Source organism: Rhodococcus sp. WS1, assembly GCF_003797745.1.
Classification (GTDB): Bacteria; Actinomycetota; Actinomycetes; order Mycobacteriales; family Mycobacteriaceae; genus Rhodococcus_F; species Rhodococcus_F erythropolis.
Genome location: NZ_RKLZ01000002.1, coordinates 2076865 through 2102500 on the forward strand (window position 1 = coordinate 2076865; position 25636 = coordinate 2102500).

Genomic DNA, 25636 nt, shown 5'->3' on the forward strand with positions numbered 1-25636 from the left:
GCACGATGACGCAGTTCGTAGCCGCGATAGACCAGGGAACCACCTCCACACGTTGCATGATCTTCGATCACAGTGGGCACGTAGTCGCTGTCGAACAGCACGAGCACACACAGATCTTTCCGCAGGCAGGCTGGGTCGAACACGATCCGATCGAAATTTGGGACAACGTCCGCAACGTCACCGCGGGCGCTTTGGCAAACGCAGACCTGACCGCGGCCGATATCGCGTCCGTCGGCATCACCAATCAGCGTGAGACAGCGGTGGTGTGGGAACGCGCCACCGGAAAACCCGTCTACAACGCAATCGTCTGGCAGGACACACGCACCGATCGAATCTGTACTGCACTCGCCGGCGAGGACGGGCCGAAGAAGTACACCGAAGTCACCGGATTGCCTTTGGCCACGTACTTCTCGGGTCCCAAGGTCAAGTGGATTCTCGACAACGTCGAGGGTGCGCGTGAGAAGGCCGAAGCAGGAGAGTTGTGCTTCGGCACGATGGACACCTGGGTGCTGTGGAACATGACCGGCGGCGTCGACGGCGGAGTGCACGCAACCGACCCCACCAACGCGTCGCGCACCCTGTTGATGGATCTCGACACTCTCGCTTGGGATTCGGCGATCTGCGCCGACATGGGCATTCCCGAATCGATGCTCCCCGAGATTCGCAGCTCGTCCGAAACTTTCGGATTCGTGCGCGAACGCGGAACGTTGTCCGGCGTGCCGATCGCCGGAATCCTCGGCGATCAGCAAGCAGCGACTTTCGGTCAGGCCTGCCTCTCACCCGGAGAAGCGAAGAACACCTACGGAACCGGCAACTTCGTGCTCCTCAACACCGGCACCGAAAAGGTGATGAGCAAGAACGGTTTGTTGACTACGGTCTGCTACAAGATCGGTGAGCAGCCAACGGTTTACGCGCTGGAAGGATCGATCGCCGTGACCGGTTCGCTGGTCCAGTGGCTTCGGGACAACCTCGGCATGATCGACAACGCGGCCGACATCGAGGTCAACGCGCGCTCTGTGGACGACAACGGTGGCGCGTACTTCGTGCCTGCGTTCTCGGGTCTGTTCGCACCGCACTGGCGCGCGGATGCCCGCGGTGCCATCGTCGGTCTGACCCGGTTCGTGAACAAGGGGCACCTTGCCCGGGCGGTACTCGAAGCGACTGCGTACCAGAGCCGTGAGGTGATCGAGGCGATGAACCTCGACTCGGGTGTCGACTTGAAGGTACTCAAGGTCGACGGCGGAATGGTCGCGAACGAACTCCTCATGCAATTCCAGGCCGATCTGCTCGACGTCGAGGTGATCCGCCCTGTCGTTGCGGAGACCACGGCATTGGGCGCTGCGTACGCCGCTGGTCTCGCGGTCGGGTACTGGGAGAGCGAGGACGACATTCGCAGCAACTGGGCGAAGGACAAGAGCTGGACGCCGTCGATGGATTCGGCCGAGCGTGAGCGGCTGTACGCAGGCTGGCAGAAAGCCGTCACTCGGACACTCGACTGGGTCGACGCAGACTGATAGCGGCGCCCGAATTTCTACCTATTTTCAAGTGAAGGAACCCTTTTCATGAGCACAGCACAAGCATTGAGTCCGTCCTCGCGGGCGGAGTCGCTGAAGAAGTTGGAAGAAACCGAACTCGACGTCCTGGTCATCGGCGGTGGCGTGGTCGGCGCGGGTAGCGCGCTCGATGCCGCAACTCGTGGTCTGAAGGTGGGCTTGGTGGAGGCTCGTGACTTCGCGTCCGGAACCTCGAGCAGGTCCAGCAAGTTGTTCCACGGCGGACTGCGTTACCTGGAGCAGTTCAATTTTGCGCTCGTGTTCGAGGCACTGCGTGAGCGGTCGCTCGTTCTGAACTCGCTGTGCCCGCATCTCGCGAAGCCGGTGCCGTTCATCTACCCGCTCGAGAAGCTGATCGACCGGCCGTACGTCGGTCTGGGCATCGGCGTCTACGACGTGATGGGCGCAGGCCGCGGGGTTCCCTCACACCACAAGCATGTGGGAAAGAAGAAGACTCTCGAGTCGTTCCCTTCCGGAAAGCGCTCTGCTATCAGGGGTTCGGTCAAGTTCTACGAGGGCCAGGTAGATGACGCCCGCCACACGATGATGCTGGCGCGCACAGCAGCCGAATACGGCGCACTGTGCGTGAACAGCACCCGCGTAATCGGTTTTCTCCGTGAGGAGGACCGCGTTGTCGGAGTGAAGGCAGTGGATCTGGAAACGGGTCGCGCGTTCGAGATCCGTGCTCGTCAGGTCATCAACGCCGCCGGGGTCTGGACCGACGAGATCCAGGAAATGGTCGGTGGGCGAGGGCAATTCCAGGTTCGCGCTTCGAAAGGTGTGCACCTGGTCGTCCCGCGAAACCGCATCAACTCCTCTACCGGAATCATCACGCGGACCGAGAAGAGTCTGCTGTTCGTGATCCCGTGGGGAAGCCACTGGATCATCGGTACGACGGACACCGACTGGAACCTCGACCTCGCGCATCCGGCAGCGAGTCGAAGCGATATCGACTACATCCTCGGACATGTCAACAAGCTGCTCCAGGACGAGTTGACGCACGAGGACGTTGTCGGTGTGTACGCGGGACTGCGTCCGTTGTTGTTCGGCGAATCGGACTCGACCAGCACTCTCTCGCGTGAGCACGCGGTGTCGAGTCCGGTTCGAGGGTTGACGGTGGTCGCCGGTGGCAAGTATACGACCTACCGCGTGATGGCCAAGGACGCAGTCGATTCCGCGGTACACGGACTCGAACAGAAGGTGCCGAAGTCCTGCACCGAGCGTATCCAGCTGGTGGGTGCCGACGGTTATTTTGCCGCACACAACAATCGGCATCTCACCGCTGAGCGCACCGGGCTCCACGTTTCGACCATCGAGCACCTACTCGGGCGGTACGGCACTTTGGCTGACGAGTTGTTCGAACTCATCGAGGCGAGGCCTGAACTGGGGCAGCCGTTGGACGCCGCCCCTGAGTACCTCAAGGCGGAGATTCACTACGCCGCGAGTCACGAGGGTGCGCAGCATCTCGACGACATCCTCACCCGTCGTACCCGCATCTCCATCGAGGTGACCGACCGCGGCGACGCGGCAGCCGCGGAAGTAGCCGAACTGGTTGCGCCGGTGCTGGGTTGGACTCCCGAGCACATTGCCGAGGAGATCGAACACTACCGGTTGCGTGTTGCAGCCGAGCGGGAATCGCAGGAGCAGCCCGATGACCTGACCGCTGATGCGGCGCGCCTTGGTGCACCGGACGTTCGCACCGGAGTCACTGTCGGACAGGTTTGAACCTGAGACACCACCGATCGGCCGGGGCACTGCGTCCCGGCCGATCGGCCGAACTGGCTCGGTGTCAAGCGAACTCGTCTGGCGGGCATTCGGGGAGGTCGATCGTCACCACAGCGCCGCCGTTCGGATGGTTCGAGAAGTTGATACGAGCGCCGATGACCGCCGCTTGCCCGACTACGATCGTCAAGCCGAGGCCCAGGCCCGAGTTCGGGCCGCGTTCGACGCAATCGGTCTGAAATCTCTTCGGCCCCTGACGAAGCCACTCTTCAGTGAACCCGCTGCCCCGATCCCGCACCGTGATGCGGGAGTGGTCGACGTCGACATTGATCGGCGGCTTTCCGTGATTTCGAGCATTCAAGATCAGGTTGGCGATGATCCGCTCGAGCCGACGTGCGTCGGTGTACGACACAGGGGTCCCGTGAACTCTCACTTCGCACTCCACCCCGGTGGTGGAAATCGCGTGGTGAACCACCGGTACCAGTTCCACCGATTGGATGTCAGCCTGCTCGGACGTGGTGTCGAGGCGGGCCACTTCGATGACGTCCTCGGCAAGCCTCCTGAGTTTATGGACGCCGTCGCGCACCAATTCGGTAGGCCGACCTGGCGGCAGAAGCTCTGCGGCGCCGACCAGTCCGGAGATGGGTGTCCTGAGATCATGCGCGATGTTGGCTGTCACGCGCTTCTCGGCGTCTAATTGTTCCCGCAGCGCATCCGACATCGCGTCGACCGCATCCGCCAGCTCGGTGATCTCGTCGTCGAAAAGCGACCAGGTGACCGATCGGACGCGGATGTTCGCTCCGGTGGACACTTTGCGAGCCGCACGGGCGGCCGAGCGCAATCGATACGACATCGCGAGTCCAAGCAGCACACCCAGGACGGCACCCGCTGCGATCACAGCGATGGTGGCATTGCGAAGTGTCCGATCAACGCTGGCGATCGATTCCCGCTGCGCGGTGTACGGGACGCGAATCGCCACCACCTGAGTGTTGACGTCGGCAGCAGCCCAGACAAATGGCTGGTCCCCGCTGTTGACAAGGTAGGTGGCACGTTTGCCGCCCGCCACGGCCTGACGCAACTCTTCCGGAACGTCGAGACCATCTGTGGTGGCGCGGAACAGCGCACGCATGCTGCCCGTTTCGTCCTGCAGCACCAGTTGGAGATTGCGATCAGCTGCCGCCCGCGCTGCATCCTCTTGGTTGTGTGAAAAGGTTTGATGCATCACGGTACTGAGCGTGATCGAGGCGACGGCAATCACGAACGTGATGGCCGCCGCGATCTTCCACTGAAACGACAACCGCCTCCCGGTGGACGGGAGCTTGGCGGCGAGATCCCGCGATCTCACCGATGGTTGTCCATCGTGTAGCCGAACCCCCGGACGGTTCGGATCTGTTCGGAGCCGATCTTCGTGCGCAATCGCTGAACGTGAACGTCGACGATGCGCGTATCGCCGCCCCAGTCGTAATCCCAGACGTCCGAGAGCAGTTCGGAGCGAGACCAGACTTTGCGCGGCACACTCACCATGACCAGGAGCAGCTTCATTTCAGTGGGGGTGAGTGCCACTTCGGCGCCCGAACGCGTGACGGTCACCAACTCGCGATCGATCTCCAGATCGCCGAGAGTCACGATGTCTTTCTCCGTACCGGAATGGGATTCGACCCGCCGGAGCACACTTCGGATACGGGCCACCAGGACACCGCTGTCGAAGGGCTTGGTGACGTAGTCGTCGGCACCGGCTTCCAATCCGAGAACGATGTCGACCGGGTCGTCGCGCGCGGACAGCATGATGACCGGCACCGACAGTTCCTCACGAATGCGTCGGCACAGGCTGATTCCGTTCAGGTCGGGAAGCATCACGTCGAGGACGGCGATATCCGGCTTGGCGTCGACCGCCAAATCCATTCCGGTCAACCCACCCGATGCGGTGATCACCCGAAACCCGTTGCGTTCGAGATTCAATTGCGTTGCTTCGCGGATGACAGCGTCGTCTTCGACCAGCAAAATCAACGGAAAGGTCATCGGCCTTCGCTTTCATGGGAACGGAAAACTCTCAAACCCTTCACCGGTCCACTTGTATGCAGTCGACGATTGACAGAACTCCGGAATGCTGGGGTCTTTGCACAGGTCGACCATGACCGACAATCCTCCGGTTGAGCCGACGACGTAGCGTCCTGGGTCTTGCACTCCGAAGACTTTGTGAGCGCCCGATTCGTCGATCTGGTAGACGAATCCGGCGACCATGAAGCTGACCGGTGGGGCCGGTCGTCCCCAGATGCCGACAGACTCGCAGGTGAAGACATTGACGACGGCATCTTGCCAAACGGCGTCCGTCACGTGGGAGTACCGGATTTCGAAGGGGAAGTTCGCATCCCCGCACAGTCGGAGACTGTCCTTGACCGCATCGGACACTTCCGGGTCTGCTCTGAGGAGGGCAACAGGATCGATGCTCAAGCCCTGTGAGAGATCCGAGGGGTCGAGTGATGCTGCGATATTCGGAGTGGGTTCTGATTCAGGTTCGGTGGAACAGGAGGCGAGAGCAAACGCGACCGGCAGGCAAAGACCGGCGAGCATCGCGCGGCGACGGCGATCAATCACGGATGAACTCCGTTCCATCCCAGTGGAACTCGGTCCGAAGCGGTGGACGGGGGCAACATTCGAACTCCGGTGGCCGCGGATCTGTTTCCAGGACAGACAAACTCGCTGCGCGTTGACCGCTGACGATGAACTTTCCGCGCTCTTCGACGGAGAACAGGCGCTCACCCAGTTCGGGATTGTCTTCACTCGAACCGGCCTTGCCGCTGCGATAGACGTAGCCGGCGAGGTTGACCGAAATCGATACTCCGGTCCCGGGTTGGTGGGCCGGTTGGCACGGATACACATTCATGACGACCAGTTCGGTCTCCGGCACGATACGAGGTGCGCCTGGATCGAGAAGGATGGATCCGACAGAGATCGGATACCAGTCCGGGCACGATCGGAGTTCTGTCTTCACACCCTCCGACACCCCGGGATCGTCGAGAAGCGCACGGCCCAGCCTCGAATTCTCGGCAACCCGTCTGGCCAGGTCGGCGGGCTGTGTGACGGACAATCCGGTGGAAGCGACATCGCCTTCGATCACAACACCCTGGGTGGACCCGCATCCGGTGATCACGGACGCTCCGACGGCCGCTGTCGCGAGTGCCGTACCGAACAGCCTGCGAGTGCGGCCTGTTCGGCCCTCGCAGATCTCATTCCGATACAACACTTTCCCCTCCCCGGCCGGTGCGAACTGTCTCATCGGCATGCGCACTTTTCATAGGATCACACGTGATCTCGATATCGGCGTTTCGCCACCCACCGTTACGTAATCGTATGAATGTCGGGACCGTTGAGAGTTGGTACGCGACCGCCGGAATTCTGTTACGAAACCGATGGAATCAGGCTTTTAGAGTGAGTCACGTCGATGTTCGCCATTTGAGGTGAACGGACCCGAATTTCTGTATCGAGGAGCGTGAGAGCACATGCCTGATGTTTTGCTGACCAACAAGTCTCGGCGCCTGCGAGTGTTGCTTGCCGTACTGACGATCGGAAGCGCGTGCGCCATGACCGCGTGTTCGAGTGAAGACACCACTGCACCTGAAAACGGCTCGACGGCTACGTCAGTGGTTGCGGCGTCCGCGACCACACCCCCGCTGACCACGGTGGCACCTACGTCGGAGACAGTCGAAAATTCGAATTCGGCCGGCAGCGCGGACGAATCCACCCCGGGAGTCCCGGCGGGTGGAGCAGCACCGGCCTGGACGCCGGTCTCGGCCAGCACAGTTGCCCCTGCGGCCCCTGGTCCGGCTACCGGGTCGACCAAGTGCACCGATCAGATCAACTATGCGGGCGATCCTCGTTCGAATGCAGAGATCAACAGCATCGGAGAGCAGATGGGTTCATGCCCGGCCCCGCTCCCATCCGGTGCCGTCGAACCCCCCGAGAAGTGCACTGACCAGATCAACTACGGCGCTGACCCTCGTTCCAACGCCGAGATCAACATCATCGGGGAACAAACCGGGATCTGCCCCGAGCCGATACGCCCCTAGCGAGCTCGAAACCTGAGCAGTAGTCGGGAATTCGACCAAGGGTGGAACCAGGGGGAGATCGGAATGACAAGCAGGGCAGGTGGACGTTCGATCGACGGTGTTGCCGACGATGCGTCCCGAGGGGATCGTGACGCGATTGCGGAACTCCTTCAACGCATCGTGCCTCTGGTGACGCGGCGCTGTCGTGCCGAATTGCGACCGGTCGAAGCTGACCGTATTGCCGTCGGCATTTGCGGTTCCGTCCTGGCCGATATCCAGCGACGACGACGCGCCGGAGAAGCGTTCCTCGCGCATCTGTACGACGCGATCAGTCGCGAAATCGATTCGCTACCCGCATCCAGTCGACTCACTCTGCCGTTCGGCGATCTGTCGGCCGTCGAACGCAATGTCTTGGTAGCTCGCATCGTTGTCGGTTTCGACGTGCGTGAGACGGCGCTGTCACTGAGAACAACAACGAGCGCCGTCGAACTCGTCCAACACCGCGCGCTGTCCAAGATCAGACGCGGCAGCCTCAGCGGCGCCTGAGTCAACGCTCGAAAGTCAACAGCTGCAACCCTTCGCAACTCCCGGCAACCTCACGCAACTCTTTCTCTTCGCCCGTGACCTACACGACACTGCATGGCGACGAGTGATCGAGAACGAGGAGTGTGACGGTGGTTCAACGGACGGCGCAGAAGCCGGCAACGTCAGGATCGAAAAAGACCGGGGCCAAGCCTCATTCAGGGCTGGACCGGGATGCATTGCTGAAGGCGTACGAGAAGATGTCGCGCATCCGCGCGTTCGAGGATCGATTGCACGAAGAGAATGCAACCGGTGACATCCCCGGCTTCATTCACCTCTACTCGGGCCAGGAAGCCATCGCGGTGGGAGTGTGCGAGAACCTGAGCGACGCCGACTACATCGGATCCACTCACCGCGGTCACGGGCACTGCATCGCCAAGGGCTGCGATCTGAACGGCATGATGGCCGAGATCTTCGGCAAGGACGACGGCCTGTGTCGCGGTAAGGGTGGGTCGATGCACATCGCCGACCTGTCCGTGGGAATGCTGGGCGCCAATGCGATTGTCGGCGGAGCACCGTCGTTGGCGATCGGCGCTGCACTGAGTGGCAAGACACTTCGAAACGGCGTCATCGCAGCGTCGTTCACGGGAGACGGTGGATCCAACCAGGGAACCGTCTTCGAGGCGATGAACATGGCTGTGGTGCTGGATCTTCCGATCGTCTTCGTGATCGAGAACAACGGATTCGGTGAAGCAACAGGAACCGACTACGCGGTGGGCGCACCCGACATCGCCGCCCGCGCTGCATCCTTCGGAATGCCTGCCGTCAAGGTGGACGGCACCGACTTCTTCGCGGTCTACGACGCGATGGCGGAAGCATCCGAGCGAGCCAGGACCGGCGGTGGCCCTACCACGATCGAGGCGGCCGCATTCCGTTGGCACGGCCACTTCGAGGGTGACGCGCAGCTGTACCGCACGGCGGAACAGGTTGCGCAACTGCGGGAAACCAAGGATCCGCTCAAGAATTTCCGTAGCAGTGTGGATGCGAAGAAGGTCAGCACCGCTGATCTGGACGCGGTGGACGAGCAGTCGCGAGTGCTGGTGGACGAGGCGGTGGCGAAGGCGCGCGCCGCAGCGTACCCACCAGTCGAAAATCTGCTGACCGATGTCTACGTGTCGTACTGAGGAGCCCGAGATGACAAGCGTGGAAGCCGAGAACGTGTCGAAGAAGACCTACCGCGAGGCCGTCAAAGAGGCCATCGCTCAAGAAATGCAACGAGATCCGAGCGTCGTCCTGATCGGTGAGGACGTACGCGGTGGGCATGCCGGTACCAATCCCGATCTGGAGACGAAGAAGATCGAGGCATTCGGCGGTGTCCTGGGCGTCACCAAGGGATTGTGGACGGAGTTCGGATCGGAGCGTGTAATCGATACCCCGATCACCGAATCCGCGATCATCGGAATGGCTGCCGGAGCCGCACTGACCGGGCTGAGGCCGGTCGCCGAGCTGATGTTCATGGACTTCTTCGGAGTCTCCTACGACGCGCTCTACAACCAGGCTGCCAAGTTCCGCTACATGTTCGGTGGCAAAGCCAGAACTCCGCTGGTGGTGCGAGGCATGATCGGCGCCGGTTTCTCTGCCGCTGCGCAGCACTCTCAGTCTCCGTACAACGTGTTTGCCGCGGTGCCTGGCCTGAAAGTGGTCGCGCCGTCCAACGCCTACGACGCCAAAGGCCTTCTCATCCAGGCTATCCGGGACGACGATCCTGTTGTGTTCTGTGAGCACAAGGTGCTCTACGACCTCAAGGGCGAGGTGCCGGACGAGCCGTACGCGATTCCGTTCGGCGTCGCCAACTACACCAGGCAGGGCGACGACGTCACGATCATCGCTTTGTCCGCAATGGTGAACCGCGCCAATGACGTAGCGGACAAGCTGGCCGCCGAGGGTATTTCGGTCGAGGTCGTCGATCCTCGTACCGTCTCACCATTGGACGAGGACGGCATCCTCGAATCCGTCGCATCGACCGGGCGCGTCGTGATCGTCGACGAATCCGCCGCCCGCTGCGGTTTCGGGCACGACGTGGCCGCGCTGATCGCCACCAAGGGATTCAACTACCTGAAAGCGCCGATCGAACTGATCACGCCGCCACATACTCCGGTTCCGTTCTCACCGACCCTCGAAACTGCCTGGCTGCCTGACGCTGCGCGCATCGAAGAGTCGGTTCGCAAGCTGGTGAGAGCCTGATCATGGCTGACATCAAAGCTATCGACATCCCCAAATGGGGGCTCTCCATGGAGGAGGGGTTGGTCAACGCGTGGCTCATCGAGGAAGGTGACTCGTTCACCAAGGGCCAGTTGATCTGTGAGATCGAGACCAGCAAGATCACCAACGAGTTGGAGGCGCCGTTCGACGGTGTTCTCCGCAAGATCGTCGGCATACCGGGGCAGACTCTGCCCGTCGGTGCCGTGATCGGTGTGTCCGCCGATGCGTCCACGACGGATGCGGAGATCGAGCAGTTCCTCGCCGCTCGCGGCGCAACCGCGCCGGCGGAAGAGCCGGCACCGTCACCAGCTGCCGAACCGGAGGCTCCCGCGACACCTACGGCTACACCCGCTGCGAAGGTGGTTGTTGCAGCGAAACCTGCACCAACCGGTTCCACCGTCGTACCGAGTGTTCTGCAGGGCACGACGCAGAGCGACGTGTTTGCGAGTCCTCGAGCACTCCGACGTGCCGAAGCGCTCGGAATCGATCTCGCCGCCGTAGTGGGTACCGGCCCACTCGGACGGATCAGTGTCCGAGACATCGACGACGCGATTCGTGACGCCGGTGGCACTGTTGCGACAGCAGCGCCGGCCACGAGATCCGGCCTCCCGCTGCGATCAACCGCCGACGACAGTGCCGTGCCTGCCACCCCGGTCGCACGCAGAACTGCCCGATCGCTGGGCGTCAACCTGCACGACTGTCGTCCGACAGGCTCGCGGGGACGCGTCTGCGTCGCCGACGTGCACGACGCCGCTCGTTCCGCGCAGCTCCTGCCAGAAGCGGCGGCTCAGACGGGAACCATTGCCGTCGAACCCGAGTACGACACAATTCCGTTCACGCCCATGCGATCGGCAATCGCGGGCAGGTTGCAGGCGTCCAAGCAGCAGGCTCCCCATTTCCGGCTCACGGCGGATCTCGAGCTCGATGCGCTCCTCGCTCTGCGCAAGGAGATCAATTCGACTGTCCCGGCTGTCAAGCTGTCGGTCAACGACTTCATCGTGAAGGCCTGCGCGGCTGCGCTGATGAAGGTGCCGGACGTGAACGTCCAATTCGATGCCGCGAACGAATCGGTTCTTCGATTCGCGTCGGCGGATGTCTCGGTGGCAGTTGCACTTCCGACCGGGCTGATCACGCCCATCGTGCGTGGCGCGAACACAAAGTCGTTGGCGGACATCTCCGGTGAGGTGCTCTCGTTGGCCACCAAGGCGAAGACCGGCAAACTCCGTCCCGAAGAATTCCAAGGCGGAACGTTCACGGTGTCCAACCTCGGCATGTTCGGGATCAAGGCATTCGACGCGATCATCAACCCGCCCCAGGGAGCGATCCTCGCCGTAGGTGCGGGGGAGAAGCGGGCCGTGGTGGTCGGCGACAGTGTTTCCGTCCGGACCGTGATGACCGTGACCCTCTCGTGCGATCACCGGGTGATCGACGGAGCCTTGGGCGCGACCTTCCTTCGGGAGCTCCAGCGCTTTGTCGCTTCTCCCGCGCTGATGTTGGTGTAAGGGGCTGTGGTGGAAAGCAATACGTCGAAGAAGTACGACGTTCTTGTCATCGGTGGTGGCCCCGGTGGTTACGTGGCGGCGATCCGGGCCGCCCAGTTGGGGTTGAACGTTGCGCTGGTAGAACGTGATCGCCTCGGCGGGATCTGCCTCAACTGGGGTTGTATCCCCACCAAAGCGATGCTTCACGGCGCGGACGTCGCGCATACCTTGAGTGAACTCGACAAATACGGATTCAGTTCGGCGTCTGTCCAGTTCGACATCTCGAAGTTGGTGTCGTTCAGCCGAGGGGTTTCGGAGAAATTGTCCGGCGGTGTTGCCTACCTGATGAAGAAGAACGGCGTAGACGTCATCTCAGGCACCGCGAAGTTGGTGGACAAGGGCGTCGTGTCCGTGGAAGGTCAGACGTATCGAGCCGACCACGTGATCATTGCAACCGGCGCCCGGCCGCGTTCGATTCCCGGGGTTGCCCCCGACGGTGATCGGGTGTGGACCTACTTCGACGCACTCGTCCCGAAGGAACTACCGAAGTCGCTGCTCGTGATCGGGTCCGGCGCGATCGGAGTCGAATTCGCCAGCCTGTACCGCGATCTCGGCACCGAGGTGACCATCGTCGAGATGGCACCACACATCATGCCGGTCGAGGACGAAGAGATTTCGGCGTTCGTTCGCAAGCAGTTCGAGAAGCGTGGCATCACGATTCACACCGGAGCCTCGGTGTCGGCGGTGACCGTCGGCGCCGACGCCGTCGAAGTGAACGTGCAGACGAGCGACGGTGTCCAGGCGGTGACCGTGGACCGGGTGTTGGTGGCTGCCGGGATCACCGGCAACGTCGAGGATCTGGGGTTGGAGGCTCTGGGCGTCGAGATCGAGCGTGGTGCGATCGTCACCGACCAGTGGTGCCGTACCAGTGCCTTCGGGATCTACGCGATCGGTGACGTCGCGGGCGCTCCATGTCTGGCGCACAAGGCAAGTCACGAAGCTGTCCTGTGCGTCGAAAAGCTGGCAGGCGTGCCCGATGTTCATCCGCTCGATCGCGACTACGTTCCGGGATGCACGTATGCCCGCCCGCAGGTGGCGAGTCTGGGTCTGACGGAGAAGCAGTGCGCCGGTACTGGTCGCAAGTTGCGGGTCGGACACTTCGACCTGCAGGCGAACGGCAAGGCATTGGCGATCGGCGAGGCCGAAGGCTTCGTCAAGACGATCTTCGACGCAGATACCGGGGAACTGCTCGGCGCGCACATGGTCGGTCCGGATGTGACCGAGCAGATCCAGGGTTTCGGTATCGCCCGATCCCTCGAAGCCACCGGCGATGATCTCGCCGAGGTCGTGTTTGCTCATCCGACGCTCTCGGAGGCAATGCACGAGTCTGTGCTCTCGGCGCTGGGGAGACCCCTCAACGCATGAGCACAGTCCGCGTGCGTGAACGCCGTCCTACGTTCACGCACGCGGACAACTCTGCAACCGGGTGCAACGCTCGCTTTCGATGACCCCATCACATAGGACTGGAGTGTGATCGGCGCAACGAATCGACTCGAACCGGCCCTGGGTAGTGGTGAAGACCCGGCGCAGTACGCACGTGTTCTCGAATCCGTGTACGAAGCAACGATGTCCGGGCGCAAACCGCCCGCGCGCCCGCGCTCCGTGATCGCCGATTCGTGGTCGCGTCTGCGCGCCCTCGGTCTCGATCCGGAGCGGTGTTCGATCACGAAGACCACTCGTGCCTCGGAGATCGAAGAGAGTCGGGGTGCGGCCGGAATGACGGAGATCTTCGACGAGGCGGTACGCGGTCTGGCACCGCTCGTCGGCCCGGACGACGCGAATTTGATAGTGGTGGCGGACCGACAGGGTCGCATCCTCTGGCGCCACGGGCCCGGTCGAATGCTGGATCGGGCCGAACGCCTCGGGATGATCGAGGGTGCGTCGTGGACCGAGGAAGCTGTCGGTACCAACGGGATCGGTACTTCGTTGGCATCAGGTTCGGCAGTGCAGGTGTTCTCGGCCGAGCACTACTCGCGCTCGCAGCATCCGTGGACTTGCTCCGGGGCGACGGTTCGGGATCCGCGTAGTCGCCGGGCGCTCGCCGTCGTCAACGTCGCCGGCGCCGCAGGCACTGTCCACCCGTCCACTCTCGCTTTGGTGGACAGTGTGGCCAGGCTGGCGGAATCCGCACTGCGGGAGAAGCATCGAATCGGATTGGATCGGCTTCGGATGATCTCGGCGTCGACGCTGGCTCGCGCGAGTCAGCCGACAATGGTTGTGGACCGTAGTGGCTGGGTTGCTGCGGTGGACTCGATGGCGCCGATCTACCGAATTGCACTACCGAAAGCGATGAGCAGCGGCGAGCATTGGCTCCCGTCACTCGGATTGTGTATGTGCGAGCCACTGCCGGGCGGCTGGCTCATCCGTCCTCAGGTGAACCCGGCGTCTGGAAATGTCTGTGCCGAAGTCGAATTGGACCTGCGAGATTCGAATGCGATGGAACTGCGGTACTCCTCGGACTTGGGAGGTTGGAGTATCGACCTCAGCCCGCGCCATTCGCAGATCCTCCTGGCTCTGACACAGGCGCCCGAGGGCCTCACGGCCTCGCAGCTCGCCTCAGAGTTGTTCGGCGATCCGCGCAAGACGGTGACCGTCCGGGCCGAGATGTCGAGGTTGCGTAAGCGATTGGCTGGAATCGTGCTGGCTCAGCCCTATCGCTTCGACCCGGCGGTGAGGGTAAAAACCGTCCCTGCTGTGCGCCTTTATTAACCGCGGGGGGTTAATAAAGGCGCACAGCAGAGCGGCGCGAACGCCGCACCTGCGCATACTCGTAGCCGTTCTGCCAGGTCACGGTGGCCACCAGCACCCAGATGATCCACGTGGCGCTCATGTGCGTGCCGACAATGCCCATGACGATGGGGATGGCGGTGCAGGGGAGCGCCCAGCCGAGCAGCCACCGTCGGTCCGATCGCGCAAACAGCCCCGCCACGGTGCTGATTCCGAAATAGACTGCGATGCTTCCGCACAACAACCACCGCAGGTTCGCGGGTGTGTGTTCCGCGCCGTGTTCGGTTGCCGCTCCGAGTCCTGCGACCAGAACCGCGATAGCTCCGGTGGTGAAACAGTGCAGTGCCATGTCGATGCGAGCGGGAAACTTCTCGGGCTGCAGGTGCGGAACACCGGCGTGGCCGTAGAGAAGCGAGAGTGCCCACATGCCCGAGAGCAGGACAAACGATCCGACTGCGAGGCTGACGACCGTGGAGTCCCAGGTGAGCTTCGAGGCCGCAGAGATCACGAGGATCACACCCTCACCCAGCACGATGATGACGTACAGGCCCAGCCGCTCGGCAAGATGAGCCCGATCGGAGTGCAGGGCTTCGAGTTCGGGCATCCGGTCGTCCTTGAACCCGCGAACCTTGATGATGCGGTCGAGCTTTTCCTGCGCGTCTTCCATGATCGCGCTGCCGGAGACGACGAACATGATCAGCAGATCGATGGTCACACCGGCAGTCCAGAGCCAGAACCGAGTTTCACCCTCGAACCAGAACGAGACGATCCACGGGATCACACCGAGAGACATCTGGGCGATCGGCCAGTCCACTACGATCTGGCCGTTGTGCCACACCCGACTCGCCAGCAGGCGTACGGCCACGTAGGCGACAGCGAAGGCCAGCGCATGGTTGTCGTGGATGCCGGCCACGGCCGCCATCATGACTGCCAGTCCGAACATGGCGATCAGCATGCTCGGGATTCGGACGCGGTCGCCGGCAACGTTGCCGTACATCGTGAACGTCGCCCATGCGGTCCAGAACGCGAGATAGAGCAAGGCGTAGAGCGCGACATCCGACCACGACGGCGAACCGTGGAGCAGGTGAGCCAGCTGACCGATACCGGCTACCACGACCAGGTCGAAGAACAATTCGATCCATGACGCGTGTCGCTCGAGCACCGCCTTCTGCTTCGAGTCTGGTTCATTTCCGAGTTCCGACATAGAGCTCAGTATCGGTTATCGGCATCAACAGTGCTGGTAGGCAGCGAAGTTGTCCGTTTTTTTGAAGTAGTGCTGATGCTGTCCGCGCTCACGCGCGCGCCGTCCGGGAGGGGCATGCGAAGGCGCAACTCGACGCCGTCGACCACATGACGAAGAAGTACGCACAAGAGTTGCCAGACAAGGGCTGACGTCGTGAACGATCCACAGGGCAACAGGGCGTTGTGTTTTCGAGAAGCCATGGCGCACGTGTGCTCACCGAGACTGCCGGACGCTCCCATCTGGATCGTGTGCACCGTGGACGCCGTCGTGGACGGTGGTGATCACAAGATCGTGACAGGATCGGTGGACGACGCCTGGCACTGCGAGGCGAATCCACTGACCTATCACCGGCGTGTATTCGGTACGCACTCACCGTCGTGAGTGATCCAGGAAAGGAAAGCCATGTATGTACTGGTGGACAACGGCCGCGTCAGCGTCCGCGAAGTGGACAACCTGAAGGCCTTTCACGTCGAGGTGACCGGCGACATCGCCGATTCCGAACTGGACGAGCTCTTGCGCCTTCGGAATTACGGATACGTCAGCGGTGGTAGTGCATTCATCTCGGTAGCCCGTGTTCGCGAGAGCGCCACTGACGTCGACGGAGTGGCGGCGATGGTCGACTACGCCCAAAGCAAGGGCTGGGTCGACGACGACGGTGAAGCGTTGCAGGCGCACATCGTTCGCCGGCAGTGAACGCTCAGACCATGTCGTTCTTCTGCAGCCATCGCAGCGTCGGCCAGCCGCAGAACACCGGGAGCCAGCAGGTCAGGACTCGGTAGAGCAGAACCGACGGCACAGCGATGCTTGCCGGCAATCCGAACGCGGACAGGCCACCGATGAGGGCGGCCTCGACGGCTCCGACGCCACCCGGTGTCGGAGCTGCCGAGGCGAGGGTTCCACCGATCATCGTCACGATGGTGACGGTGATGAACGTGGTTCCGCCGCCGAATGCCTCGACGCTTGCCCACAGAGCCAGGGCGGCACCGAGAGTTGTTGCAGCGCTGCCGCCCACGATGATGAGGAATCGGGTCGGGTTTCGTGCAAGTTGGCTCAGTTCACCCAACACCTCGGTGATCTGAGGACGCAGATCGTCGCGCAGCCACCCACGAAGTTTCGGAATGAACATGAATGCACCGAGAACTCCGAGCGCGACGCCACCCGCCAGATACAGAACAGTGGATCCCGGGATGAAGTGCGAGAGGTTCGTATCGCGTCCGGCGACGATCGAGAAGAAGATCAGCAAGCCGACGTGGGTGACCACCTGAACCGTCTGTTGAAGCGCGACTGCGGCCGTTGCACGGACGGTACCGAGCCCGCCCTTCTGCAGGAACCGCACACTCAGGGCGAGCCCGCCGACTCCGGCCGGAGTAGTCGTCGCGGCAAAGGTGTTGGCCACCTGCATGATCAGGAGGTTGCGGTAACTGACCATCGACGACGCACAGGCCCACAGGGCCGCTGCCGCGCCGACGTACGTCAGTGCGGAGACGCCGAGGCCGAGCAGTGCCCACCACCAGTTGGCTGTCTTCAACTCCGTGATGAATGCGGGTACCTGGCTGATGAAGGGATAGGCGACGTAGACCAATCCGATGAGCAGAACGAGTTGGATCAGCTGATTGCGACTGAACCGGGTGACCTGTGCGGGAGCGACCTTTTCGATCCCGTTCTTCGCGCCGACCTCGTCTCGGATCTCGGTCATCAATTTTGCGGAATCCTCGGCGGTCCGCCGAATTCGGTTGGGCAACGCCGAGGTGGTCAATCGGCCGGAGGCAGCGAGAATCGTGTCTGCGCCTTGCGCACGAATCGCGGCGTCCACCGCTGCGTCGACGCCGAACAGTGATGCGGTGGCAAAAAGAAGTTGGGCGTTGTCGGACTGCATCTGAACTTCGGTGGCGCCGAATTCGGAGTACGCGTAGCCGCCGAAGAGGATCGTTCCGCCCTCGACGCGAATCTCGGAAGCGCGCAGGTCACCGTGCGCCATCTGATGTACGTGAATGGTGTGCAGTGTTTGCCACAACGCGTCGATCAGTTTGGAGGATTCTTCCTCGTCCGCCTGGTTTTCGACGGCGACGGCAAGTGGGATACCGCGGGGGCTCGGGCGGGCGTACATCTCCCATCCGCGATCGAGCACCGAGATGGCGACGGCTTTGGAACTGGCCAGACCGATGTCGGCGAACGCGATACCCATCAGTGCGCGATGTTCGACGGCGCGCCGAAGCGATCCGTAAGGGGGAGGAGTTTCACGGTTCCGGAACGAGATCCAGCGGAACGTCTGTCGAATTGCTCCGCTGCTTCGCTGGTTCTGTCCGTACAACTCGACAATGAGTTCGTCGAACGGTTCGTCGTCCGGAGCCTTGTCGATGTCGGCGGACATGACCAGCGGGCCGATTCCCGAAGGACTCACGACGCGGAAAGCGGTGACGCGGTAACCACGCCGCGCGAGCACGCGTACTGCAGAGTCCAACGGCACTTCGAGGGCAGGTGTGCCGACGGCAAGAACGATCACCGCGCCGATCAGATAGCCGACGGCGAGACCCAGCATCGATCGGGCGGGAACGATCGAGCTGACGATCAGGTGAATGGGCGCAAACAGCAGAAGCAGCGTCCACCAGGCTCGTCGCCACTTTTTCGGTAGCCACGGACCCGAGACGGTGAGCACCGCCGCGAGCATCGCAATCCACCGCGGATCGTCGAGGAATTGGGACAGGAACGTGGCGTCGAGTCGGTCGGGGACGTCGAGGTGCCACTTGGGTGCGGCGAGTCCTGTTCCGGTGAACGACAGCGCGAGTCCGGCGCACAGGCCGGCAGCGGCGTATCCGGCCAGCAACTTCCATCGGCGCCCCACGATGAGCCCGATCAGAATGGCAAACGGTAGCGCCAGGATTGCGATGCCGTAGAGGAGGTACACAGTGTCGGACAGGCTCGGCGACAGCACTCCGACGATGTTGGACACCGACGTTTCGAGGGCGTCCCACTGACTTCGGGTGATCAGAGAACCCGCGATGACGCCGCCGAGCAGCACGGCAGCGATCGCGACCCGCATGATGTCGCTCGTACGGCGGTGCAGTGGTGGCAGGAGGCTTCCCGTTACCGGGATCTCCCGTCCGTCTACTCGCATCTCGCCAGAACTCTCTTCTCTCGGGGGTTACCGACCGTCTCAGTTACCTCGATCAAGGTACCGCGTGGGGGTTCGGCGCCTGGGAAGCCGGACCTGTCGTTACCTCCTCGATGCCAAGCAACATTCGCTTCGGTCCCGCGGCGGAGGGCTGCGGCGCGTAAAATTCACTTTCCGGACGTTCGTTCATTTCGACGACAGGGAGTGCGTATTCATGAGTCCCGACGCCAGCGGTGTGGACGGTCGGGTTCCTGACCTGCCGACCCCGTCGACCAGAATTTCCGTCACCGAGGACTATGCGGCCGAGATCGACGAGCTCTCGAGTCTCAAGCACAAGCTCGGCGGACTCGAGCCCTCAGAGTTCGCGGATGCCTGGAAGCAGGGCTATCCGTACGAGAAGAAGATGTCGCGCCGCGAGTACGAGCGGAAGAAGCGGCGTCTGCAGATCGAGTTGCTCAAGCTGCAGCTGTGGGTCAAGGAAACCGGGCAGAAAGTGCTCATCATCTTCGAAGGTCGCGATGCTGCCGGTAAGGGCGGGTCGATCAAGAGGTTCACCGAGCATCTCAATCCTCGTGGTGCCCGGGTCGTCGCGCTCGAGAAGCCCACAGACATCGAGCGAACGCAGTGGTACTTCCAGAGGTATGTCGCACACCTACCCAGCGGCGGCGAGATCGTGATGATGGACCGGTCCTGGTACAACCGCGCCGGTGTCGAACGAGTGATGGGTTACTGCACGCCGACTCAGTACCTCGAGTTCATGAGAGAGACCCCGGACTTCGAGCGGATGCTCGTCAACTCCGGGATCCATCTGCACAAGCTGTGGTTCTCGGTCAGCCGGGAAGAGCAGTTGGCGCGATTCGCAGCCCGTCGAACAGACCCGGTGCGTCAGTGGAAGCTCTCACCGACTGATCTGGCTTCGCTCGACAAGTGGGACGACTACACGCAGGCCAAGGAAGCGATGTTCTTCTACACCGATACCGGGGATGCGCCCTGGACGGTGATCAAGAGCAACGACAAGAAGCGCGCCCGCCTCGAAGCGATGCGTCACGTGCTCGCCAGCTTCGACTATCCCAACAAGGATCACCGGGCAGTCGGTACTCCGGATCCCTTGATCGTCGGGCCTGCTTCGGCCGTATTCGAAGAGGGCGAGCACGTGAACGTGGAGTTGCCTCAGCTCTAGCGCGTGTGATCGCTCAGATCGAACTGGCCTCTGCCCACAGATTGATGCCGCTGTCCTTTGCGTGCTGATCTATGGAGGCCAGTTCGGCTGCGCTGAATTCGAGATTGTCGAGCGCGCCGACGTTGGCTTCGAGTTGGGCGACGCTGGATGCACCGATCAATACCGAGGTGACCCGCGAATCGCGGAGTGCCCAGCTCAGTGCCAGCTGAGCCAGCGACTGGCCGCGGTCTGCCGCGATGTCGTTGAGCGCGCGGATGTGGGTGAGAGCGTCGTCGGTCAACCACGACGGATCGAGTGACTTACCTTGGGCGGCGCGAGAATTCTCGGGGACGCCGTTCAGATACCGGTCGGTGAGCATGCCTTGCGCGAGCGGTGAGAACGCGATGACGCCCACGCCGAGATCGTCGACAGCCGAAAGCAGGTCCTGTTCGATCCACCGATTCAGCATCGAATAGCTCGGCTGGTGGATCAACAAGGGGACCCCCGCAGCGGTGAGCAGTGCGGCGATTTCACGGGTGCGCTCCGGCGAATACGAACTGATACCCGCGTACAGCGCCTTGCCCTGCTGGACGGCACTGATCAGCGCGCCTGCGGTCTCGTCGATCGGAGTCTCGGCGTCGGGGCGATGGCTGTAGAAGATGTCGACGTAATCGACTCCGAGTCGGCCGAGCGACTGGTCGAGGGATGACAGCAAGTACTTGCGGGAACCGCCGAACCCGTAAGGACCGGGCCACATGTCCCACCCGGCCTTCGACGAGATGACCAATTCCTCGCGGTACGAAGAGAAATCCTCACGCAGGATCCTGCCGAAGTTCGTCTCGGCGCTTCCGTACGGCGGCCCGTAGTTGTTGGCCAGATCGAAGTGCGTGATTCCGAGATCGAATGCCCGCCGCAGGACTGCGCGCTGGTTCTCGATCGGTACGTCGTCGCCGAAGTTGTGCCAGAGCCCGAGCGAGATCGCCGGGAGTTTGAGACCGCTCCGACCGGTTCGGCGGTAGGGCATGGCTTCGTAGCGGTCCTGCGCGGCGACGTACTGATCGGACATGGTGCCTGCCTTCACATCGTTGTGGTTGAGCATTTACTCCCGACCATTATCGCCGACGGCATTCAGGTGTGCTGAACACTCGGGCGGCCCGTACGAAAATGCTTGCGGGTTAAAGCAATTCGATCGCTCTTCTGGACCGACGTTCAGGTTCGAGTCACAGTGCCGGGCGGCGGTGACGTCGACCACGTCTGGGTTCGCATCTAAGGGAACAGTAAGGAATCGCGGTTACCATGGTCACAGTCGATCGGCGATACCGATCGCCGATTCGCTTCGAACATGTTGCCCAGCAGCCGGATCCGGGGTCCGGCGAGGAGATCTATGTCGACGCAGTCCGTAGTGCACGCACAATCATCCGCAGACGAAGCCGTCGTGGGGGATTCGTCTCCGCCGGGTGGTGGAAGCCGGCGTTATCTCGAGCAACTGATCAGATACGACGTGCCGGCGTCGCTGGTCGTCTTCCTGGTGGCGCTTCCCTTGTCCTTGGGAATTGCGATCGCCTCCGGGGCGCCGATCATGGCAGGTCTGATCGCCGCCATCGTCGGCGGAGTAGTGGCCGGAGCGGTGGGAGGTTCACCGCTGCAAGTCAGTGGTCCCGCAGCCGGTCTGACCGTGGTGGTCGCCGAACTGATCGGCAAGTTCGGGTGGAAAGTCACCTGCCTGATCACCGTCGGCGCCGGAATTATGCAGATCGTGTTCGGGCTCAGCCGAATTGCCCGTGCGGCACTGGCTATTGCGCCGGTGGTGGTGCATGCGATGCTCGCCGGTATCGGCATCACCATTGCGCTACAACAGGTTCACGTGTTGTTGGGCGGAAGCTCGGCCAGTTCGGCGCTGGACAATCTACGGCAGTTGCCCGCACAGATCGGTGCCCTGCACGTCGAGGACTTGATGATCGGACTCGTTGTCATCGCCACTCTTCTCGGGTGGCGCTATCTCCCCGCGGGCGTCCGGAAGGTGCCGGCGGCATTGGTCGGCATCGTATTGGCAACTCTCGCTTCGCTCCTGCTGCCGATCGACGTCGAACGTATTGCTCTCGACGGGTCCCTGCTGGACTCGATTGGACTTCCCGCTTTGCCGGACGGCCAGTGGCTCGGCGTCGCAACCGGCATCCTGACCATCGCACTGATCGCCAGCGTCGAGAGTCTGCTCTCGGCTGTGGCCGTGGACAAGATGCACTCCGGCCCGCGTTCGAACTTCGATCGCGAGATGCTCGGCCAAGGTACTGCGAACATGGTGTCCGGGGCCATCGGCGGGCTGCCCGTCACGGGTGTGATCGTACGCAGCGCCACCAATGTCGAAGCCGGGGCGAAGTCCCGTGCGTCGTCGATCATGCACGGCCTGTGGATTCTGCTGTTCTCGGCTGCGCTCGCCGGGTTGGTGCAGCAGATTCCGAAGTCTGCGCTTGCCGGACTGTTGATCGTCATCGGTATTCAACTGGTCAAGCTGGCGCACATTCGGTTGGCGCGACGGACCGGTGATCTGTGGGTGTACGGCATCACAGTGGTCGGCGTCGTGTTCTTGAACCTGCTCGAGGGCGTGCTGATCGGATTGGCGTTGGCGATCGCCCTCCTGGTGTGGCGTGTCATCCGCGCATCGGTCACGGCAGAAGAGTTGGGTGACAAGGATTCCGGGAAGTGGCGGGTGCTGGTCGAAGGGTCGTGCACCTTCCTGGTGCTGCCCAAGCTCACCTCGGTACTCGCCGGCATCCCGCCGCGGTCCGACGTCACCGTCGAGTTGTCCGTCGACTTCCTCGACCATGCCGTCTTCGACGTCATCGAAGAGTGGGCGAGGCAGTACGAGTTGGCAGGTGGTTCGGTGATCATCGACGAAGTCGGCTCGGTGAGTATGGAGAGCGCGACCACCGGTCCGCCGAAGCGCGGCGCCGCAGTCACCGACCTGCGCGGATTGCTCGCTCCGTGGGGTAGTTGGCAACCACAGGCTTCGGGAAGGAATCTGAGCAGCCCGCCAGCCTTGCGACCCATTCTCGACGGGGTGTCCAACTATCATCGCCATCGCGCCGAAGCGATACGGCCGCACATGGATCAGTTGCGCGACGGCCAGAATCCCGACTCTCTTTTCCTCACCTGCGCAGATTCGCGAGTGTTGCCGAACATCATCACGAGCAGTGGCCCAGGTGACCTGTTCACTGTGCGCAACGTCGGAAACTTGGTTCCTGCCGGCGGCCGCGATACGTCGGTGGAAGCGGCACTGGCCTTCGGGATCGACGAGTTGGGTGTCAGTTCGGTGATCGTGTGCGGACACTCGGGTTGCGGCGCGATGCAGGCACTCCTGACGAACAGTTCGTCGGAAGCGGGAGTTGTCGGTGAGTGGTTGAGGCATGCGGAGACGAGCTTGCAGGCATATACGAGTGGCCATCCGGTGGCGCGTGCTGCGGCCGAGGCGGGTTTCTCGGAGGTCGATCAGCTCGGAATGGTCAACGTTGCAGTCCAATTGCAGACTCTCGAACGCCATCCTCTGGTCGGTCAGGCCCGTGTGGATGGTCGCCTGCGTATCGCCGGACTGTTCTTCGACATCGGCTCGGCTCGGGTCATCGAAGTGACAGCGTCAGGGATCGGCGAGTTGATCGAGACCTGAAGGGGCTATTCGGGTCCGGGCTGATCCCTGAGTTCGACCAGCAGGCGAGCCCCGCCGAGCGGACTGTCGTGAAATGTCGTACGTCCGCCGTGCAGGGCCGCCTGCTGCGCCACCAGTGCCAGGCCCAAACCCGAACCCGTCTTGCCTGCTGTCGATCCGCGAGTGAAGCGTTCGAAGACGCTCGAGCGTTCCTCGGCCGGTATTCCGCAACCGTTGTCGTCGATCGTGATCGTGACGGTGTCCGGTGAATCGACCGGGCGCGCGAGGGTGATGCGCACCGTGCTCGCGCCGCCGTGGCGGACTGCATTGGTGATCGCGTTGTCGAGGATCAACCGGATTCCGCCGGGAAGGGCCCGGATGCAATAGGGCAGTGGGGAATCCACCGTGACGACACTGACATCGACGCTCGGGTGGTGGCGTCGTGCATCGTCGGCAGCGATGTCGCATACCTCGGTCAAATCGGTGTCCTTGAAGTCCTCAGCCGTCGACAACTCGCCCTTCGCCAGTCGCTCCAGGTCCCGGAGAGTCGATTCGACGCGGCCCTGTGCGCGGGCCAGATCTGTGAGGATCTCACGTCGCTGCTCGTGGTCGAGATCGTGAATGGACAACACTTCGATGTCGGTTCGCATCGCCGTCAACGGAGTTCGGAGTTCGTGAGCCGACGCGGAAGCAAAGTCCCGAGCGGCAGCAAGGGCCGAGTTGGTCGCGGCCTGTGCCCGGGCGACGTCGCTGAGCATCGATTCGGCTGCTGCGGCAAGCTCGTCCGCTTCACGGATGCCGGAAACCTCGGTGGCGAGATCGGGATCTCGCCTGGCGATCCGGCGGGTCAATTCCACGAGTGGGCGCACCGCCGGGCCACCGAACAACCATCCCAACGCGGCTGCGGCCGCTACGGCTCCGACGCCGAAGAACGCAACCTGACGCTGTTGGTCGACCGTGATGTCCCGCGCCTCGGCATAGGGAACCGCCAGCGAGACCAGGGCATTGATCCCGTCGGCCTCGGCGGTGTAAGCCCGGTACTTCGTACCGTCCACGTCGACGGTCGCCGAGCCCACCGGTAATTCGGGCAGTCGCGTCGGGGTACTGGATTTGACGGTTCCGTCGGTGTCGGAGCGGATGGTCACGGAGAACGCTCCGCCGTCTCCGAACGCGCCGAGAAAAGGTCCCGCTGTAGCCGCATTGGCCACGATGACCGTCGATGCCGTCTCCAATCGACGGTCCAACTGCGCCAGATTGTTTCGTGCGATAGCCAGTGCAACGACCACACCGAGTGCGATGACGATGAACGTCGCCCCCAGTGCCGCGGCCGCGGCAACGCGAGTTCGTAGTGAGAAGCGGCGACGCTTCACGGGTTCTCCCGAAGCACGAACCCGACGCCGCGAACGGTATGCAGCAGACGAGGTGAACCGCCGGATTCGAACTTTCGACGCAGGTAGCCGATGAAGACGTCCACGACGTTGGTGTCGGCGACGAAGTCGTAGCCCCACACGAGTTCGAGGAGACGTTCGCGAGTAAGCACGATGCCGGAATTGTGAGCGAGCACTTCGAGTAGCTCGAATTCGCGTTTGGTGAGCGGTACTTCCTTGCCGTCGACGCGAACCCGGCGGCCGGAGAGGTCGATGTCGAGGTTGCCGACCCGCAGGGTGTTCGTTCCCTCGGAGTGATCGCCGGCCGGAGTGATGCTGCGACGGAGCATTGCGCGGATCCGGGCAACCAGTTCGGCGAGGACAAACGGTTTGACCATGTAGTCGTCTGCGCCGGATTCGAGCCCGGCGATGCGATCGTCGACCGAGTTGCGTGCGCTGAGCACGCAGATCGGGATTTCGTTGCCGGCGGCACGAAGCGCCGTCACCACGCCGGTGCCGTCGAGCACCGGCATGTTGATGTCGAGGACTACCGCGTCCGGTCGCTTGTCGGAGATCACTCGGAGCGCGTCGGCGCCGTCCACTGCCGTCAGTACGGTGAATCCCGAGAGCCGCAATCCGCGTTCGAGTGAGGTCAGGACGTCTGCGTCGTCGTCGACTACGAGGATTTTCGGTATCTCGGTCACAGCCCCATTGTGCCTTGCCTGGTACGTCGGGTTTCGCC

General features: G+C 62.5%; 22 protein-coding genes. 13 read left to right on the plus strand and 9 right to left on the minus strand.

Going from position 1 to position 25636, the window contains the following annotated elements; translation table 11 throughout:
* Window positions 1-5 precede the first annotated feature (5 nt).
* Together glpK and EEB12_RS22475 are read left to right on the plus strand one after the other, a co-directional pair.
* On the plus strand, window positions 6-1514 hold the full coding sequence (gene glpK, locus EEB12_RS22470) for a glycerol kinase GlpK (RefSeq protein WP_020908780.1): 1509 nt from the start codon (window positions 6-8) through the stop codon (window positions 1512-1514).
* Window positions 1515-1562: 48 nt separating this feature from the next.
* Window positions 1563-3278 carry a glycerol-3-phosphate dehydrogenase/oxidase gene (locus EEB12_RS22475; RefSeq protein WP_141488531.1) on the plus strand — a complete coding sequence of 572 codons (1716 nt, stop codon included), beginning with the start codon at window positions 1563-1565 and terminating at the stop codon, window positions 3276-3278.
* A 64-nt stretch (window positions 3279-3342) separates the two neighbouring features.
* On the opposite strand, the gene EEB12_RS22480 is transcribed toward EEB12_RS22475, so the two are convergent.
* From EEB12_RS22480 to EEB12_RS22495, 4 genes are read right to left on the minus strand one after another with little or no spacing between them, the layout of a single operon-like run.
* Entirely contained in the window at window positions 3343-4620 is a 1278-nt protein-coding gene (locus EEB12_RS22480) for a sensor histidine kinase (protein WP_141488532.1), read from the minus strand.
* The gene (locus EEB12_RS22485) at window positions 4617-5294 is read right to left on the minus strand and encodes a response regulator transcription factor (protein ID WP_141488533.1); all 678 of its coding nucleotides are present in this window, start codon (window positions 5292-5294) and stop codon (window positions 4617-4619) included. Before EEB12_RS22485 ends, EEB12_RS22480 begins: the two co-directional genes overlap by 4 nt.
* A gap of 12 nt (window positions 5295-5306) precedes the next feature.
* A complete protein-coding gene (locus EEB12_RS22490) occupies window positions 5307-5870 on the minus strand; it encodes a hypothetical protein (RefSeq protein ID WP_141488534.1) in 564 nt (187 codons plus the stop codon).
* On the minus strand, window positions 5863-6519 hold the full coding sequence (locus EEB12_RS22495; protein WP_020970476.1) for a hypothetical protein: 657 nt from the start codon (window positions 6517-6519) through the stop codon (window positions 5863-5865). Before EEB12_RS22495 ends, EEB12_RS22490 begins: the two co-directional genes overlap by 8 nt.
* A gap of 256 nt (window positions 6520-6775) precedes the next feature.
* Between EEB12_RS22495 and EEB12_RS22500 the strand changes: the two genes are divergently transcribed.
* From EEB12_RS22500 to EEB12_RS22530, 7 genes are all read left to right on the plus strand, one after another.
* Window positions 6776-7342, plus strand: coding sequence for a hypothetical protein (locus EEB12_RS22500; protein WP_141488535.1), 567 nt, complete (start codon window positions 6776-6778; stop codon window positions 7340-7342).
* Window positions 7343-7405: 63 nt separating this feature from the next.
* On the plus strand, window positions 7406-7867 hold the full coding sequence (locus EEB12_RS22505) for an RNA polymerase subunit sigma (protein WP_141488536.1): 462 nt from the start codon (window positions 7406-7408) through the stop codon (window positions 7865-7867).
* Window positions 7868-8103: 236 nt separating this feature from the next.
* Window positions 8104-9027 (plus strand): thiamine pyrophosphate-dependent dehydrogenase E1 component subunit alpha, encoded by a 924-nt coding sequence (locus tag EEB12_RS22510; protein ID WP_044479496.1) that lies wholly within the window; start codon window positions 8104-8106, stop codon window positions 9025-9027.
* A gap of 10 nt (window positions 9028-9037) precedes the next feature.
* Entirely contained in the window at window positions 9038-10087 is a 1050-nt protein-coding gene (locus EEB12_RS22515; protein ID WP_070385568.1) for an alpha-ketoacid dehydrogenase subunit beta, read from the plus strand.
* A gap of 2 nt (window positions 10088-10089) precedes the next feature.
* A complete protein-coding gene (locus EEB12_RS22520; protein WP_070385567.1) occupies window positions 10090-11607 on the plus strand; it encodes a 2-oxo acid dehydrogenase subunit E2 in 1518 nt (505 codons plus the stop codon).
* 6 nt (window positions 11608-11613) lie between these two features.
* Entirely contained in the window at window positions 11614-13011 is a 1398-nt protein-coding gene (gene lpdA, locus EEB12_RS22525; RefSeq protein WP_097387018.1) for a dihydrolipoyl dehydrogenase, read from the plus strand.
* Between the two features lie 105 nt (window positions 13012-13116).
* Window positions 13117-14355, plus strand: a complete 1239-nt coding sequence (locus EEB12_RS22530) for a helix-turn-helix domain-containing protein (protein WP_021332229.1) — start codon at window positions 13117-13119, stop codon at window positions 14353-14355.
* Between the two features lie 10 nt (window positions 14356-14365).
* Here the strand turns inward: EEB12_RS22530 and EEB12_RS22535 are convergent, their stop codons facing one another.
* Entirely contained in the window at window positions 14366-15577 is a 1212-nt protein-coding gene (locus EEB12_RS22535; protein WP_080909115.1) for a low temperature requirement protein A, read from the minus strand.
* A 192-nt stretch (window positions 15578-15769) separates the two neighbouring features.
* Here EEB12_RS22535 and EEB12_RS22540 point away from each other — a divergent pair, with 192 nt between their 5' ends.
* Entirely contained in the window at window positions 15770-15997 is a 228-nt protein-coding gene (locus EEB12_RS22540) for a flavin reductase family protein (RefSeq protein ID WP_223257974.1), read from the plus strand.
* A gap of 21 nt (window positions 15998-16018) precedes the next feature.
* Window positions 16019-16309, plus strand: coding sequence for a hypothetical protein (locus EEB12_RS22545; RefSeq protein WP_031333759.1), 291 nt, complete (start codon window positions 16019-16021; stop codon window positions 16307-16309).
* 4 nt (window positions 16310-16313) lie between these two features.
* Here EEB12_RS22545 and EEB12_RS22550 read toward each other — a convergent pair whose 3' ends face one another.
* Complete coding sequence (locus EEB12_RS22550) at window positions 16314-18731, minus strand: YbhN family protein (protein ID WP_019744892.1); 2418 nt, start codon at window positions 18729-18731, stop codon at window positions 16314-16316.
* Window positions 18732-18942: 211 nt separating this feature from the next.
* On the opposite strand from EEB12_RS22550, the gene ppk2 reads away from it, so the two are divergent.
* Entirely contained in the window at window positions 18943-19908 is a 966-nt protein-coding gene (gene ppk2, locus EEB12_RS22555; RefSeq protein ID WP_047889565.1) for a polyphosphate kinase 2, read from the plus strand.
* Window positions 19909-19921: 13 nt separating this feature from the next.
* Here ppk2 and mgrA read toward each other — a convergent pair whose 3' ends face one another.
* The gene (gene mgrA / locus EEB12_RS22560; protein WP_042952677.1) at window positions 19922-20953 is read right to left on the minus strand and encodes an L-glyceraldehyde 3-phosphate reductase; all 1032 of its coding nucleotides are present in this window, start codon (window positions 20951-20953) and stop codon (window positions 19922-19924) included.
* A 318-nt stretch (window positions 20954-21271) separates the two neighbouring features.
* On the opposite strand from mgrA, the gene EEB12_RS22565 reads away from it, so the two are divergent.
* Window positions 21272-23548 (plus strand): SulP family inorganic anion transporter, encoded by a 2277-nt coding sequence (locus EEB12_RS22565; protein ID WP_141488537.1) that lies wholly within the window; start codon window positions 21272-21274, stop codon window positions 23546-23548.
* 5 nt (window positions 23549-23553) lie between these two features.
* On the opposite strand, the gene EEB12_RS22570 is transcribed toward EEB12_RS22565, so the two are convergent.
* Both EEB12_RS22570 and EEB12_RS22575 read right to left on the minus strand, forming a co-directional pair.
* Window positions 23554-24897 (minus strand): sensor histidine kinase, encoded by a 1344-nt coding sequence (locus tag EEB12_RS22570; protein ID WP_020908761.1) that lies wholly within the window; start codon window positions 24895-24897, stop codon window positions 23554-23556.
* Complete coding sequence (locus EEB12_RS22575) at window positions 24894-25598, minus strand: response regulator transcription factor (protein WP_141488538.1); 705 nt, start codon at window positions 25596-25598, stop codon at window positions 24894-24896. Before EEB12_RS22575 ends, EEB12_RS22570 begins: the two co-directional genes overlap by 4 nt.
* Window positions 25599-25636 lie beyond the last annotated feature (38 nt).